The organism is Candidatus Hydrogenedentota bacterium, assembly GCA_018005585.1.
Lineage (GTDB): Bacteria > Hydrogenedentota > Hydrogenedentia > Hydrogenedentales > JAGMZX01 > JAGMZX01.
The window spans coordinates 4,371-20,361 of the sequence record JAGMZX010000111.1; the positions used below are offsets into that span (position 1 = coordinate 4,371).

General features: G+C 63.6%; 10 protein-coding genes. 5 read left to right on the forward strand and 5 right to left on the reverse strand.

The window, feature by feature from the left end:
* The first annotated feature begins 71 nt into the window (after window positions 1–71).
* The gene (locus KA184_16810; GenBank protein MBP8131242.1) at window positions 72–1,568 is read left to right on the forward strand and encodes an arylsulfatase; all 1,497 of its coding nucleotides are present in this window, start codon (window positions 72–74) and stop codon (window positions 1,566–1,568) included.
* Window positions 1,569–1,575: 7 nt separating this feature from the next.
* Here KA184_16810 and KA184_16815 read toward each other — a convergent pair whose 3' ends face one another.
* Genes KA184_16815 through KA184_16835 form a run of 5 tightly spaced genes read right to left on the reverse strand, consistent with a single transcriptional unit; the run spans window position 1,576 to window position 5,811 of the window.
* Window positions 1,576–2,178: a four helix bundle suffix domain-containing protein gene (locus KA184_16815; GenBank protein MBP8131243.1), complete on the reverse strand. Its 603-nt coding sequence runs from the start codon at window positions 2,176–2,178 to the stop codon at window positions 1,576–1,578.
* A 36-nt stretch (window positions 2,179–2,214) separates the two neighbouring features.
* Window positions 2,215–2,799: a class I SAM-dependent methyltransferase gene (locus tag KA184_16820; GenBank protein MBP8131244.1), complete on the reverse strand. Its 585-nt coding sequence runs from the start codon at window positions 2,797–2,799 to the stop codon at window positions 2,215–2,217.
* Entirely contained in the window at window positions 2,796–4,001 is a 1,206-nt protein-coding gene (gene chrA / locus KA184_16825) for a chromate efflux transporter (protein MBP8131245.1), read from the reverse strand. The genes KA184_16820 and chrA overlap by 4 nt, the downstream gene beginning before the upstream one ends.
* 29 nt (window positions 4,002–4,030) lie before the next feature.
* The gene (locus tag KA184_16830; protein MBP8131246.1) at window positions 4,031–5,503 is read right to left on the reverse strand and encodes a 4Fe-4S binding protein; all 1,473 of its coding nucleotides are present in this window, start codon (window positions 5,501–5,503) and stop codon (window positions 4,031–4,033) included.
* A 2-nt stretch (window positions 5,504–5,505) separates the two neighbouring features.
* Complete coding sequence (locus KA184_16835) at window positions 5,506–5,811, reverse strand: helix-turn-helix transcriptional regulator (GenBank protein MBP8131247.1); 306 nt, start codon at window positions 5,809–5,811, stop codon at window positions 5,506–5,508.
* Window positions 5,812–6,115: 304 nt separating this feature from the next.
* Here KA184_16835 and KA184_16840 point away from each other — a divergent pair, with 304 nt between their 5' ends.
* The 4 genes from KA184_16840 to KA184_16855 form a co-directional block, all read left to right on the forward strand.
* A complete protein-coding gene (locus tag KA184_16840) occupies window positions 6,116–7,162 on the forward strand; it encodes a hypothetical protein (protein MBP8131248.1) in 1,047 nt (348 codons plus the stop codon).
* 30 nt (window positions 7,163–7,192) lie between these two features.
* A complete protein-coding gene (gene lgt, locus KA184_16845; protein ID MBP8131249.1) occupies window positions 7,193–8,032 on the forward strand; it encodes a prolipoprotein diacylglyceryl transferase in 840 nt (279 codons plus the stop codon).
* Window positions 8,033–8,436: 404 nt separating this feature from the next.
* Window positions 8,437–12,345 (forward strand): hypothetical protein, encoded by a 3,909-nt coding sequence (locus tag KA184_16850; GenBank protein ID MBP8131250.1) that lies wholly within the window; start codon window positions 8,437–8,439, stop codon window positions 12,343–12,345.
* Window positions 12,346–14,969: 2,624 nt separating this feature from the next.
* Window positions 14,970–15,991: dienelactone hydrolase family protein (locus tag KA184_16855; protein MBP8131251.1), on the forward strand; the 1,022-nt coding region annotated here is incomplete at its 3' end.

Below are 15,991 nucleotides of genomic sequence, written 5' to 3' on the forward strand. Positions count from 1 at the left end.
CGCGTGTCAGGAGGAGTGACGCCATGACTGGAGCAGAAAGCCGCACGCAGGTATCCCGGCGCGGATTCATGATGCTGAGCGCCGCAGCGGCGGCGGCGTGGAGCGCACCGCGGTTCGCCGTGGGCGCGCCCGCACAGGACCGCCCGAATATACTCTTCCTCATGGCGGACCAATTCCGGGGCGATTGCATGGGCTGCGCCGGACATCCGGCCGTGCAAACGCCGAACCTGGACCGGATCGCCGCCGAGGGCGCGTATTTCCCGCATGCCTATTCATCGACGCCTACCTGCACGCCGGCGCGCGCCGCGTTGCTTACGGGGATGTCGCCCTGGAACCACGGCATGCTCGGATACGGCAAGGTGGCGGGGAAGTATCCCGTTGAGATGCCGCAGGCGTTGCGCGACGCGGGCTACTACACGACGGGCATCGGCAAGATGCACTGGACGCCCCAGCGCAGCCTGCACGGATTTCACAGGACCATCCTCGATGAATCCAGCCGCGAGCAGAGCGTGGATTTCCGCAGCGACTACCGTTCATGGTTCGCGTCGGTCTCTCCGAATCTCGATCCCGATGCCACAGGTATCGGCTGGAACGACTACCGCAGCGCCGTCTATGCCTTGCCCGAGGAATTGCACCCGACGCGCTGGATGGGCGACGTCGCCACGCGCTTCATCGACACCTGCGACAAGCAAGAGCCATTCTTCCTGAAGGTTTCGTTCGCCCGGCCGCACAGCCCGTATGACCCGCCGAAGCGCTGGTTCGACCGCTGCGCGAATGCGCCGATCCCCGAGCCATTCATTGGCGACTGGTGCAGCCGCTACCGGGAACGAAGCGACGACTCCAACAGCATCTGGCATGGCGACATGGGAAAGGAGCAAGCACGCGTATCGCGGCAGGGCTATTACGGTTCCGTGTCGTTCATCGACGAGCAGATAGGCCGAATCATCGAAGCGCTCGAACATCGCGGGCTGCTCGAACGCACGTTGATCCTGTTCACGGCGGACCACGGCGATATGACCGGCGATCACCACCTCTGGCGCAAGTCCTACGCTTACGAGCCGTCCGCCCGCATTCCGATGCTGCTGCGATGGCCGGAAGGGCTTGTGGACCGCGCGCGCGGCGTCACGCTCGAACAACCGGTCGAGATACGCGACATTCTGCCCACGTTCCTCGATGCGGCGCGCGCCGAGGCGCCGGTACCGCTTGACGGCGCGAGTCTGCTCGGGCTTGTGCGCGGCGGCGCGGATTGGCGGCCCTTTATCGACCTCGAGCACGACATCTGCTACGACAAGACAAATCACTGGAGTGCGCTTACGGATGGCAAGATGAAGTACATCTACGACGCCTATGCCGGCGGCGAACAGCTTTTCGATCTGGTAAACGATCCGGGCGAAACGCGCGAACTGGCTGCTGACCCGGCCCATGCCGAGACGCTTTCGCTCTGGCGCGAGCGGCTGGTCGCCCATCTTGCCCCTCGTGGCGAAGCGTGGGTCCGCGACGGCGAACTTGTGCCCCGCCCGCAGTCGATCCTCTATTCGCCGAACTATCCGAAGGACGAAGAGGCGTAAGGCCGCTTCAATCGAGACGCCGCCGCTGCCGGCGTTTGTGGTACAGGCGCTCGGTGAAGCCGCCTTCTTTCTCAAACGCGCGGGCTTGCGCGGCGACCTGGCGGTCTAGCAGCACAACCGCCACCCCGATCAAGACCAGAGCGGCATTCGCGGCGACCTCAGGATAGGTGGACTTGATGGACGGTATGGACGACATGGACTGTCCATATCGCCCATATCTTACTTCTCTGACCCAGACCGCCACATCATCCGCTGCGGCGCAACGCCGGGCGACCAGCGTCTTCCGGCGCGGGTCTTCCTTGTCCCAGACCGGCAGCCCTCGCTGCCGCAGGAAATCTTCATGGTCCAAGCGCAGTTCCTCGAGGCTGGCCCCGGCCACATTGGTCAATTTCAACTCCATTTTCTTCGATGTGCCGCTGGCCTGGCTGCCCTCCGCGATGTTCTGTACGCCTGACCGCGCCGCCTGGACCATCTGATCATGCGTGCGGCTACGCTTATCGACATACCGGTCGCAGAACCGCACCGTGACGTCGTAGACCAGTTGCGCCAACTGAAAACTCTTTAATTTCCGATAGCCCCCATGCTTCGGAATCAGCGGTTCTCTGTCCATACCGTCCATCCCAGAAACAGCCACGTTGAAACGACGCTACCGCACGCTTGGCCCGCTCTGCAACGTCATGCCGTAGTGGTACGGGGGCAGGTCGATGATGCCGGTCGGAAGGAGGGAGAACCCGGTCTGTTCGGCCCAAGCCAGACATTGTTCAGGGCGTGGACGGATCGACATGGAGGGGCCCCGGGGCGTCGATGGGTCGTAATTCCAATGGATAATGCCGAGGCGTCCTTCGGGGCGTAGAACGCGGCGAGCCTCGCTGAGCAGTATTTCGGGCGCTTCACAGTGGAGGATATTGAAGAGCATGGCGTAATCCACACTGGAATCGGGCAGACCAGTGCCGTCGCCGACGAAGTCGCGCTGAATCGCGACGACATTGCACAAACCGGCGGCCTGCGCCTTCGCTACCGTGGTCTCGATCATCTCCTCTTCGATATCGAGGGCGTAGACGGCGCCGCGGACGATACGCGCGGCCGGAAGGGTGAACGTGCCGTAGCCGCAGCCAAATTCGACCACATCCCTGCATTCATTCGTCAAACCCACTGCCGCGAGCACGGCGGGCGGCTCGAAGAAGCCGGACCACATTTCCTCGCCGGGCATGCCGCTTTCACGCGTTTTCAATTCAGGACGCTCCATGAAAGGCCCAGGGCGGCGCCGGCGATGATCAGCCACGTGCCGTTGAGCTTGAAGCGGAACAGCAACAGCGCGCTCGCGAGCGCGACGAGTATCGCCAGCGGGTCGCGCAGGCTGCTCACACCCAGTTGCAGCGTCACGACGGCCATGAGCGCGAGCGAAGCCGCGGTCACGCCGTCGAGAAACGCGCCCGCCAGCGCCGATTGCCGTATCCTCGGAATAATCGGTCCGCTTATGGCTACGAACACGAACGAGGGCAGGAAAATGCCGAGCGTTGCCACCGTCGCGCCGGACACCCCCGCGAGGATGAACCCGATGAACGTCGAGGTGCTGAACAGCGGCCCGGGTGTCACCTGGCCTACCGCGACCGCGTCGAGCAGTTGCGCATGCGTGATCCACTGCCACTGCTCGACAAGACTTGACTCGATGAACGCAATGAGTACGTAACCAGTACCGTAGAGAATACTGCCGACTTTGAGGAAAAAGAGAAACAGTGCGCCAAGACTGAAGGCGCGCACGGTTCCGCCGGTCCACATCGGGGCCAACAGTACAACGCCGCAAACCGCCACGATTATGGCGGCGAGCACCGCGAGACCGCGGACATGACGCCGGGGACCGTCTTGAATGCTCTGCGTCACGGCCATAGCTGCGCCCGCGAGCACAAGAACGGTCAGTTCGCCGATGCCGAGCCAGACGGCCAGCGCACTGATTGCCGCGACAACGGCGAGCGCCCGCGATGTGACCGATTTCGGCGCGAAGTTCCAGAGCGCCTGCGCGATGATCGCAACCACGACGGGTTTCACGCCGTACAATAGCCCCTCTGCCTCCGGGACACTCCCGTAATGGACGTACAGCCACGCGAACACGCCCGTGATGCATGCGGCGGGAAGAATGAACGATAGACCTGCCACAATCATGCCGGGCACGCCCGCGCGAAGCAGGCCGATATGGATGACCATTTCGGTCGAGTTCGGGCCGGGGATGAGATTCGTAACACCGAGCAGGTCTAGAAACCGCTCGTGCGTCAGCCAGCGCCGCCGCCGTACCACCTCGGCCTCGAACAGCGCGATATGCGCCGCCGGCCCGCCGAACGCCGTGAAACCCAGGCGCAGAAAAAGCGCAGCCAATTCGCCAAGATGCTGGCGCACACCATGCCCTGAATGGGCCGCCTTCGCGTTCCTTGTGTCCATTACGTGTAATTCCGGCAATTTGCCATGCGTCACCGAACCGGAAATCCCCAGCCAAGTACCAGGAACACCGAAACACCACCCATCACAAGAAGCGGAACAACAAACGCGCGCCGCGTTTGGCCGGGATCCGCGAGTCGCATTTCCCGCGCGGCAAGAAGGACGGAAACCGCGACGAATGCCGCGGCTGCCAGCGCTATTGCGGGTTTTGCCATGAGTGTTGCGGGTGCCTGCAGCGCGCCGCCGGTTATCGCCGCGGCGGTGTGCAGGCCGCTCGGGTCTTCGATCGCATAGGGCAGGAATCCTGCCCACAACGCGAGTTTGGCCAACCCTTTTGCCATATGTCCCGCCGCAATCACGACCGTCATCGGCAATGCAAGCCGCCGCCAAGTGGCGCCGAATCCCTCGCGGAAACCAAGTATCCACGCCAGGAAAGTGAAAAGAGACCAGACCATGAGCGGCACAACTGCCATTGCCCAAAGACCGGTGATGTAACCCGAAAGCCAAGGTGCGGACGCATGTTGGGCGACCCAATTGGGAATCGCGACGAAGAAATCCTCAGCGGCACGCCATTCGGAGGTTAATTCCCAGAGCACAAAGCCCGAGACGAGCATGACGAAGAAGGTCATCGGCCATGAGGCCATCGCATCGCGCGTATCGCTTCCGGAAAAGGGGGGACGCAGCAGCAGCCGTACGTTCCCGGGCTTGCAGGCCTTGACGCATTGGCCGCAGAAGAGGCAGTCCTTACTGTCGTTCAATGCAGGCACATTGAGGAGGCTCGGGCAGCTTCGTCCGTCAGCCTTGTTGCGGTTGCACGCGCGGATACAATCCTTGCCCGTGCACGCGCGGCACGTTTCGCCGGAACCGGCGCGTACCGCGAGCATGCCGCCGCGTCCATAGGCGTTCAGCAGCAATCCCACGGGGCAGAAACCACGGCAGAACGCGCGGTCCTTGAGGAACAGGCCGGTAAGAACCGCAAGCAGCAGAAGACCTATCAAGAAAAAGGACGTATAGGCCGGCACACGGCGAATCTCCGCGCCCGCGACGAACAACTGAATGACTGCGTAGAACACGGCTATGAGCGTCCCCGACGCGACCCACGGGCGCAGCGGCCCTTGACGCAGTCCCAGGTGTTCTCCCAGCCGCTCACTCACGTTGCTTATGAGTTCGAGCGGACACACCATGCACCAGACGCGGCCCAGGAACACGGTCAGCCACACCATGGCGGGCCACCACAGGCCCCAAACCACCAGCGTGGCCAGGTTTGTTTGGGCATAGAGCTTCTGTGAAACACCCGGCGGCGTGTACCGCTGCCAGCCAATGACGAGCAGGGCCAGGAAGGCGGCCAACGTCACGGTCTGCAAGACGTACGGAAAACCGCGCCACGAAACCAGTCCGCGCACGCCGGGCACGCGCAGCAGGTCGAAACCGCCGGGCGCTTGTGGCTGGCTTCCCTCGATTTCAGGAGGGGGGCAGACCACTGGTTCGCGCGGTCCACGAGCCATCGCTATTTCTCCTCGAATAATTCACCAAAGAGTTCCCGAACCTTGAGCGTAGCCGCTTCGAGCGCCTTGCGGCCAGCGGGCGTGGCCACGTATATGCGCCGGGACCGCTTGCCTTCGCGGATGGTGCGCGACCGCAAGTACCCCTTCATCTCCAAGCCGTGCAGAAGGGGATACGCGGTGCCCGGGCTCAGCTTATAGCCGTGCCTGGCGAGTTCCTCTATCATTTCGAGGCCATAGATGGGCTCGCGGCAGGCCTGATGGAGCATATGCAGCCGGATAAGGCCGGAATAGAGATCCTGGTCGTTCACGGGGTCTCCAGACAAGCACGTATATCGACAGTCGTTCTCGAAAACCGATATAGACTAGCATGGGGTAGCGTCGGCGTCAATGCGGCACGAAGCGAGGCTGGGCCGCGCCACAAAATGCCTTCCGGCCGGTATTCTGAGAGGGACCGGTGGCGCGGTTCCGGCGGGAGCCGGCATGCATTCACGAATTGACTTGCCGCTTGCCCGTCCGATAAGGTGGCATATGCTCTTACGGGGCCTTGGCTTACATGCGCCGTGCGCGCGCGTACGCGGCGGCGCCGCGAGAATTAAGGAGTGAACACTTCCCATGCGGGCCATGCACAGCTCGACCCTGAAGCGCGTTTTGAGCGCGGGCTTCTTCTTTGCGGCTGCGCCGTTCTTGCTGACCGGAACAGCAGACGCGCAGACGGTCACGTTCACCATTGGCGAAGCCACGGGCAATCCCGGTGACACCGCGGAGGTGCTCATCTCAATGGATGCGGGCACTCCGCCTCCGGCTGCGGTTACCCTCGTATTGGAATATGACGCCGGGAAGATCGCGCCGGACGAGACGTACTATCAGTTTGCGCAGGAAGACCTGGAAGGCGGCCTGACGGAGGTGCGGGCCCCCGTGCGTCCCGAGCAGTCGATTGCGGACGCGCAGAAGCTTGTCGAATACTCGATTCCCAGCGCGGGGCAATTGCGCCTCGTGGTGGTAGGGCTGAACACTCTTGAGATAGCGGAGGGCCCCTTTCTTACCGCGGCTTTTCAACTGATAAGCGGCGGGTCGGGGGAATTCGTCGACATCGCCGGCGGCGCCGGCAGCAGCGCCGCGTCAAGCGGCAGTTCGCCAATCTCGCTGCCCCTTGCGTTCGTCGACGGCGGCGTGGTGTTCGGCTGCGACCCCGCCGACACGCCGGTAAACGTGCAGGCGACGCAGGGGTTGGAGGACCGCGTGGATGTTTCCTGGGACCCCGTGGCCGCCCCGGGAGCGCTATACCGGGTGTTCCGCAGCAACGACGCGGATTCCGCGAATGCGGTGCCGCTGGGGACGGAATGGCAGGCCGCTACGCTGTTCAGCGACGTTACGGCGCAGCCCGCCCGGGCTTCCGGCGGGTTCGCCTGCTGTCCGCCGGGAGAAGTAGTTACATTTAACTATTACTACTGGGTGAAAGCGCGTACGGCGATGGGCTGTGAAAGCGATTTCAGCGCCGTGCCCGCTCTTGGTTATCGCGGCGCGGGAAAGGCACAGCCTCGCGTTCGGTCCGGCGCTGCCGCGGCGGGGCTGGGCGACGGCGCGCTGCTCTGCGGCGCCGCGCTGATGATCGTGTGGTCTCGGCGGGCCGCAGCCGCCCGGCGCACGCGAAAAGGGTGAGGCGCAGGAACGCAGGGGAACAAAGCTCCGATGTATCCGGTCCTGTTCAAGTTTTGGATATTCGAGTTCCACACGTATACCGTGCTGATGGCCGGGGCGTTTCTCCTCGGCGTATACCTGTTTTTCCGGCGGAACGAGCGGCTGGCCGAGCCGTATAACGTCACGCCAATGGGCGCGCTTTGGTTGTTCGTGGGCATCCTCGCAGGCTCAAAAATCTATTACGTACTCGAGTACAAGGAAGCCGCGGACCTGCTGAGCGTGGCGCGCTTCTGGGAGGGCGGGCTCGTTTCGTACGGGGGCATAATCGGCGGGACGGTCACGGCGATTGCCTATCTGCTTTACAAGCGGGTGCCGGTTCTGCCCGTCGCCGACCTCGTGGTCAGCTACGTGCCGCTTTGTCACGCCATTGGGCGGTTGGGTTGCTTCTTCAATGGGTGTTGCTGGGGCAAGCCGACAAACCTGCCTTGGGGGGTAGTGTATCCCCACGATTCTGCTCTGCACCGGTACCTGTTCCACGAGCAGGTCGCGGCCGGCCTGATCCCGGCGGACGCTGTACACGCGCACGCCGTGCACCCCACGCAGCTGTACGAAAGCCTGGGCCTTTTTGTCACTTATCTTATCCTTTGTTATCTCTATCCCCGGCGGAAGCACGACGGCGGCATACTGCTGATCTATCCGGTGTTCTACGGTGCGCTGCGCTTTGCCGTGGAGTTCTTCCGGGCAGACCCGGCGCATGACTTTCCCGGGTTGCAGATGCGCCTGTCACAGGGCATCAGTCTGGGACTTGTAATCGTGGGTTTGATTGTGTACATTACGTTACGTGCGTATTTGCCCAAACGGGCGGCCGTGGAGACAACGGAGGAAGGTTGACCTGCGGCGGAATTGGTGCTAAGATGACTACGAGGCAGAAACAGGGGAAGGCTGTGATGCTTACGAGGCTGCTATTTGGCGACGGTGCAGGGTCGTGCGCCGCAGAGGCGGTGAGTCCCACGTGCGTCTTTTCCCAGTCCCCCTCGTTCTGCCCGGTCAAAGGTGTTTAAGAAAGTAACGATTTTGTTGAAATAAAGTGTTGACAAGCGTAAAGAAAGCTCTTTATAATAGGACCTCAACGAGGTATGGAGTGGCAGTATTAGTCTTTGGCAGATGGTATTCTATCCCGAAACCGGCCTGTTTTTCGGGGTAGCGGAAGGACGAAGGGAACGTCGTGACGGGTTATTTCCCGTTGCGCTGTAAAGTAAACTGTTCAGAGGAAAGGCGTAAAGGAGACTATTGTCATGGGGACCAGCAAAAAGTTAGTTCTGGCGTTGCTCGTCAGCTTAATGATGGTGCTAGCGCTGGGCATCGGCTTGGTACCCTCGCGCTCCGTTGATACGGCGGGCGCGGCGGACCAGGACGGGCGGATCGACATGGTCGACCTGCTGAACCAAGTCCTCGGTATTCAGCAAGTGGGAGAAATCACGCTGCTGTCCGGGTTGGAAGGCATAACCGTAAAGACACCTCCGGACAACGCCGCCACGCCGGCGATTGCCGTGCCGGTGCAGGCCGTGCTTGCGGGCGGCGACGGCACGGAGACGGTCCATTTTGCCGCGCAGACTCCGGAACAGACGCCGTGGACGGAGCCCGACCTGTGGGTGGGCGACGATTCTCAGGTGAGCGGCCCGGTGGACAGCGACGCAGGCTTTGCCGGTCTCCTGGATATCGGCGCGGGCTTCTACGAGAGCGGCTTGGCCAACATCCAGAAGTCCATCCTTATTTACGCGCTGGTCAATGCGTCGCAGGCGAAGGCTGCGGTCAGCCTGCAGTACGAATCGACCAATGCCCAGGAGGAGGCAGTAGCCGTTACCTTCCAACAAACCGAGACATCGGCGGACGCGGATGACAACGCCATTCCGGACGACCTCTTCAATGAAATTGGCCCTGGCGAAATCTGGGTTGCCAATAAGACCATCGACACCGTCGGCCGTTCCGTGGTGATCGCCAACCTGGATGATACCGGGCTGGGCACGAAGGCCGTAGGCACCTATTCGGTTCAGGTGGGCAGCGATATTCAGATAACCGCGCCCAACGCGGATGCCCTCGAAGCCGAGGGGTTGCTGGAAAGCGGAGAATCCGCCCTGCTGGTCGTGGAAGTGGTCAATGGTCTCACCGCGCTCCTTGACCGCGTTGACGGCGTCGATTCGCCCTTGGCGCGCCAAGATTGGGCGGACGCCGTGAATGACATCGCGCCGGGCACGGCCTTGGCGTCGTATGTCGAGATCAGCCTCCTTTACACTTACAATAGCGGCCAGAACTACGCGGAAATCGAGGACCTGAGCGGCACGACCTTGTCCGTTGGCCTATCGTTGAGCAATCTGGACCTCGCGGGCACGAACAACGTGCAGCTGTGGTCCTATCCGACGATGGTCGACGACCTGGAAGGCGTCGTCTACCTTGCGAACGACCCCAATGCGCAAGGTTGGCGCCTGCTTGACCCGGACACGGTCGCCGTAGACACGGCCGCAGGCACGCTGGAAGCGGCGCTTCAGACCTTGTCGGTCTTTGCACCGTACGACTCCGGTCTCGCCATCTCCGACGTGATCCCGAGCCGCATCCCGAGCAATTTCGCGGGTTCCGATGTCACGCTGGTCGGCGTGTTCCCGGTGAGCACGGGCTTGTCGATCGCGCAGGCGGAAGCCGCTTACGCCGTCAGTATCGGCGGTCAGGCGGCTGCGTTCCGTCTTGGGCCGGCGAAGCAGGACTTCGCGGTCACGCCGTATGATGGCGTCAATCAGAACTCCATGTATGTGGACGCACCGGCCTTGGCCGCGGCTGCGGCTGTTGATGTTACGGTGACGGATTTGGGCAATCCCGCCAACCAGGTGAGCAGCACGATGCTCGACGTGGTCGATGTCTATACGGTGACCACGGAGACCCGCGAACAGGGTTCGCCGACGGGCACACCGGGCGGTATCGCGCTGAGCCCGGGTCAGTCCACGGACCTGCCCGGTGACTACCCGGATCCGGCTGGCAAGTTCTTCGACGGCGACAGTGTTGCCGCCTCCTTGAACCTCGTCGGTGTCAATCTGGTGAGCTGGGAAGTGAACGGCGTGCCGGCGGGCAGCGACGCGGTGCTGAACCTGACCGTTACCGCGGACACGACCATCACGGCGGTTGTTGAGCCGATCGTCGGCACCTGCACGCTGACCGTGCTGACGCAGGGCGTGGGCACGGTGGACCTCGACCCGGCCGGTGGCTCGTATCCGTGCGGCACGGATGTCACCCTGACCGCAAATCCGTCCCTTGATCCCGAGTACCGCTTCGTGCGTTGGGAAGGCTCTATCGGCGAAGCGAATCCTGAGGACAACCCGATTGTCGTGTCGGTGGATTCGGACATCACCGTCACGGCGGTATTCGAACTGGTTCCGCCCTCGGACATCGACCTCGATGCCGACCCGATTCTCGGGCCTGCGGGTGCGCTTGATGAAGTGTGGCTCTTCGGCGGCGTTGTGGCCGAGTTGAGCGGCACGGGCATTACCCCGGGGACGACGATCACGTTCTCGAATTCGGATGACCCGGCGAACACCGATACGGTGGTGGCCACAATCTTCCAGCGCGTTGCGGGCGGCGCGACCGAATTCGTCGTCCCGGCGGCGCCGGCAAGCTGGTTCGCCGCGGGTCAGACGGCGGTCATGACCGACATCCTTGTAGAGAATCCTGAAGGCGGCTCGGACACCGCTACGGACGTGTTGACGTTCAAGCAGTATGACGTGGCGGCGGACGGGGTGCTGACAACGGCGTTCGTGATTGACCCGACGGTTGCCAACACGGTTGGCGTCTGGGACGGCGCGACTGCGGCAAACATCACTCTTGAACTGCCGGCGCTCGGCGCTGCAGCGGGCAACGTGGTGTACGGTATCGCGCGCACGGTGCAAATCGCGGACACGAAGTCGACGACGGAAGCGCTGGGCACGAGTGCCTTCGACGCGCTGCTTGCTGCCGAGGAAGAGGGCGACCTGATTCCGGACGCCTACGACTTCAGCATGCACTTGTACGGCCCGCTTGAAGTCGCGAAGTCGACGCCTCCGGTCGGTTCGCCGGTGTACAACAACGCCAGCGGCTTGGTTGACTTCGACCGGACGGTCGACGTGAACGGCAACCCGGTGCAGACGGGCGCGGCTCTGCTCACCTTCCCGGTGACGGGCTCCGGTCTGACCGCGGGCGATGTGCGCGACGGCCTGATCATGTGGGGCGTCCAGCTGAGTTACGATTACGCCGCCGAACAGACGGTGCCGGTCGTGCCTCAGGAATTCGCCTACCAGAGCATGCTGCTCAACGACGAAGTCAGCCCGGCGTTGACGGACGCCACGGCCGACGCGGCGGTTGTCGACCTCGTGAATCAGGCGCGCCTGTACAGCCTGAACGGGTTCAGTCTGCGGCAGAACGCCGTGTTTGACGATGCGGTGGCTTCCGGCATCCGCCTGGATACCGCCAGCGGCACGTATACGGCCAGCAACACCGGGGGCGGCAATGCGCTGCGCATTGTGTCCGCGCTGGGCGGCCTTGCGTGGGTGGACCGTGTGGCCTTCGTAGGCTCGGACGCCAAGCTGGGCGGCGTTGTGACGACCTTCCCGGATGGCTCCGCGGACGGCACGACCGAATACGAGTTGTCGTTGCAGTCGCCCGCCAGCTCGAACGACGACGCCGGTGTTGTCGACCTGGTTATCTACCTGAAGTCGGCCCCGACCGTCGAGGCGGCGCGTCTGGAGCGCGTGTTTGAGTACAAAGCTGCTCCGCAGTTCAACTGGAGCCTGCTGCTCCTGCTGCTTGGCCTGCTGATTGCCATTCTCGGTCTGGCGGCCGGCGGCGACAGCGGCGGCGGCGGCGGCGGCCCCTGCTTCATCGCGACCGCTGCCTACGGGACGCCCATGGCCGGTGAAATCGACGTGCTGCGCGACATGCGCGACCAGGTCTTCCTGAACAGCGCTGCCGGCTCGGCCTTCGTGGACACCTACTATGCGTTCAGCCCGGCTATCGCGCAGTTCGTGGCGGACAGCCCGGTCCTGGCTTCGATTATCCGCGTGGCCCTCGTGCCCGTGGTGGTCGTCAGCCGGATGGTGCTGGCCCTCCCGATGCTGAGCGCCGCGCTGGCGCTGATGTTCGGCGGATGGCTCGTGGCGCGCCGCATGCGTCGCGCTACGCGCTAGACTAGTCCTCGCTGCTTCGCTCCGGCGGGGGGCCCGAAAGGGTCTCCCGCCGGAGTTGTCTTTAGGGATGAATTCAAGCCGGTATCGAGCCGCCGGCGTTATCCGCTGGCGCGGCGGCAACCGAACGCAATATGTATTGGTCTCCAGCGGTAATTGAGGTTATGCTGAGGCGCGGGGTGCCCATCCGGGCAATGGACCGGCCTTCCGGCCGCATGCGCGCTCCCCACGGAGAAACGCCAATGACGCGGATACTCAAGAACGTGCTGTGCGAAGGTGTGGGATTGATCGTCTTCTGCGGCTGCGTAACTGTCGGCCCGTTACCCAAGACACAGTTGCCCAATTGGGTGGATGCCGTTGCTCTCGCGCCGCCGCGGGCCGCGGAAGAGGCCGTCACAACACAATCCGCTGGCGCATGGCCGGAGTTCGAGGTCCGGGCAGATGCGCACGGGAAACGCACCGTGCGTGTCTCGTTGCCGTTCCCGTGGGGTGTTCTGGAAGAGGGCCAAGCGTTTCGCGTCGTTTGCACTGCGACCGGCGCGGTAATAAAACCCGATGTGCGTGTTCTGACCGTGCATCCCGGTTCCCCGCCTTACGTGCGCCGCGCCATGGCGACCTTTCAGCATGATTTCGACCATGCCGGGCGGTACCTGTTCCAGGTTGAGAGCCGGGCGCGCCGCGGCGCGCGGCGTTGTCCGCTCGAGTACTTCGATGCGCCTTTTACCGCGCGGATAGGCGGAACAACGCTGACCGTTGCCGAAGACAAAGTCAGCGCCGCGCAATGCGGCCAAATACGCTGGGAGGCGGTCCCGATTGCGCCGGAAAGGGCCCTGGACGCGTCGTCCGCGGTCGTTGAAGTGGTTGAAGAGGGAGATTGCTTCCTCTGGGTGCGCGTACTGGCGCCGGATGCCTTCTGGCCGCGCATTGTCGAGATACGGGCAGACGCGCTGGGCGCGGTCGCGGTGCGCGCACACGTCCAGCGGATGCTTCCCGAGGACGGCGATGCCCCGGACCTGGGTTGGCGGATTTGGGTGCGTGAGCCGGTGCGCCTTGCGGGTCTGGGGAAGGACGCTGAAAGCGTCAATAAGCACGACTGGGATTTCTCGACGGGTGAAACGTGCATTCTTCACGGCGAACGGCTTAGCGTGGCCTTTCCCGACGCGCATCTGCTGAAACGGGGCTCGGTCAGCTTGGACACTGCCGCGGAGGGCACGAACGTAGTCTATTGGCGCTGCCGCGAGGGCGACCACGTGCCGTTTCAACCGGCTGCGTGGCGTACAGCCTGCTTCTTCGCCGGGCCGGCGGAAACCGAGGTCTGGACCCCGCTATTGGAGCCGCCGTGCGCGGTCACGATACCGGAATGTTACTTCGAAGAACTCTACGCCTTCGCACCCGACCCCGATTTGAGCAATTGGCCCGCGCTGGACAGCACCCGGCGTTTCCACCGCGACGCGATGGCCTGCGCGACTTTGCCGGGCGACGACTTCGGCAACGTTACGGGCGTCCCCGCGCGCGGGGCCTTCGGCATGAACCGGCTCAATCACTGCCCGCCGATCTTTGAGGAGTATTATCGTTCCGGCGATGCCCGGCTGCGCGACATGGCGCTCCTTTGGTGCTCGAATTTCCATGACCTCTCGATCTGGTGGGGCGCCGAACCCGAAGGTCATTTCGGCGGCACGCGCTACAACAACGCGGCGGTCTACGGCGGCCCGCACGAGGGCGGCACTTCGTTCATGTGGCGGTCGAACGACGCTGTCCATTTCTGCACGAAGGGCTATGATTCTTTCTTCTACGCCTATGAGGAGACTGGCGACCCGCGCATGAGCGCTGCGCTGCGCTGGCAGACGGCCTATGCCGCGTCCAAAGTGCATACGGATCAAGGCGAGTGCCGCAACATCGGCGACGCGCTCGATTTCGTCAGGTTGTACCGGTTCACGGGCGAGCAGCACTATCTGGATCAGGCGATGCGGCTGTTCCGCGAGTTGCGCGCGAAACTCATGCCGGATGGCCTCTTCAGCCAGGGCGGCCAGCCAATCGAACCTGACCCGCCGTTCATCGACCGGGATGACTTCGGGTATCAGCATCCCTTCGCAAAGCCCTACATCATCGGCTATGCGTTGCATGGCCTGCCCCTGTTGGCGCGGCATGCTCCCGAGGAGCCGCGGCTGCACGAGGTCGTCCGCGCCGTGGCGGCGTTTCTGGCGGCCGCGCAGGACCCCATCGGCGGCTGGCGTTACCCGCACCCGCGCAGCAGCCGCGTAATCATCGATCAAGGCATGGAACACGCGGTCCAACTGGCGCGCGCGACCGAATGTCTTGAGCAGCGCGGCGAGAATATCGAGCCGCTTCTCGACGCCATCGAGCGCGTCCTTCAGGCCCGCGTCAACGGCTATCTGCGGAGTGGCGCGTTCCTGAGCGGGCTCGGACCGTGGGAAACGGAGGCGGGCGCTGTCCCCGGAGGCAAGACGATTCAAGACCTATACCGCAAACCGGAAGACCGCGACACGCGGCGCGACTATACGGAAGGCCGCGTCACATCCGGGGATTCGTCGCCGGAAGGGGCCGTATATTTCACCGAAGTGCTCGAATGCTACCTGCGGCATCGCGATGCGCGGCGGCTGTTCAACATGACGCCGGAACTGCGAACCGTGTTGGACCGGGTTGCGCCGCCCGCCGCAAGCGGCGAGGCCGAGGCAGGCGCGGAGTACCCGGACTACGGTGTAGAGCGTGGCTTGCCGTCTTTTGCGGCGCGGCAGGCGGCGCGGATGCACTTTGCGCTCGCCTATGACCCCGATGGCGGCGTTCCCTTCGATACGTGGCGGGAGCGAGCCCGGGCGAAAGTGCTCGAGTGCCTGCTCGAACCGCCGCCCGAGGCGCCGTTCGACCCGGTTGTGGTTGCCCGCGAAGACCGGGGCGGCTACGAAGCGCGCAAGCTGGTGTTCAACGTGTCCGCGTTCTGCCGCATCCCGGCGTATCTGCTCGTGCCGAAGGGGGAGGGGCCGTTCCCGGCGATTGTCGCGCTGCATGATCACGGCGCGCATTTCTCCATTGGCAAGGAGAAGGCCGTCCGCCCGTTCGGCGTGCCGCGCGACGTACTGCGCGACGCGGAGCAATGGGTGGCAGCGTGCTACGGTGGCCGCTGGATCGGGGATGAACTGGCGCAGCGCGGCTATGTCGTTTTCGCCGCGGACGCGCTGTTCTGGGGCGAACGGGGCCGCCGCGAAGGCGTCGCCTACGAAGAACAGCAGACGCTGTCCGCGAACCTGCTGCAACTCGGCATGACGTGGCCCGGCGTGATTACGTGGGACGACATCCGCAGTGTCGCGTTCGTGGCGTCGCTGCCCGAAGTGGACCCTGCGCGCATCGGCGCGGCGGGCCTTTCGATGGGGTGTCACCGCACGTGGATGCTCTGCGCCGCCACGGACCGCGTGGCCGCGGGCGCGGCCATCTGCTGGATGGGCACGACGGAAGCGCTCATGGCGCCCGGCAACAACCAGACCAAGGGCCAATCCGCCTTTTCAATGCTCGTGCCGAACCTGCGCAACTTCCTCGACTACCCCGACGTCGCGGCGATTGCGTGTCCCAAGCCGATGCTGTTCTACAACGGCGCTGAAGATTCCTTGTTCCCCGTGCCGGGCGTCGAAGCCGC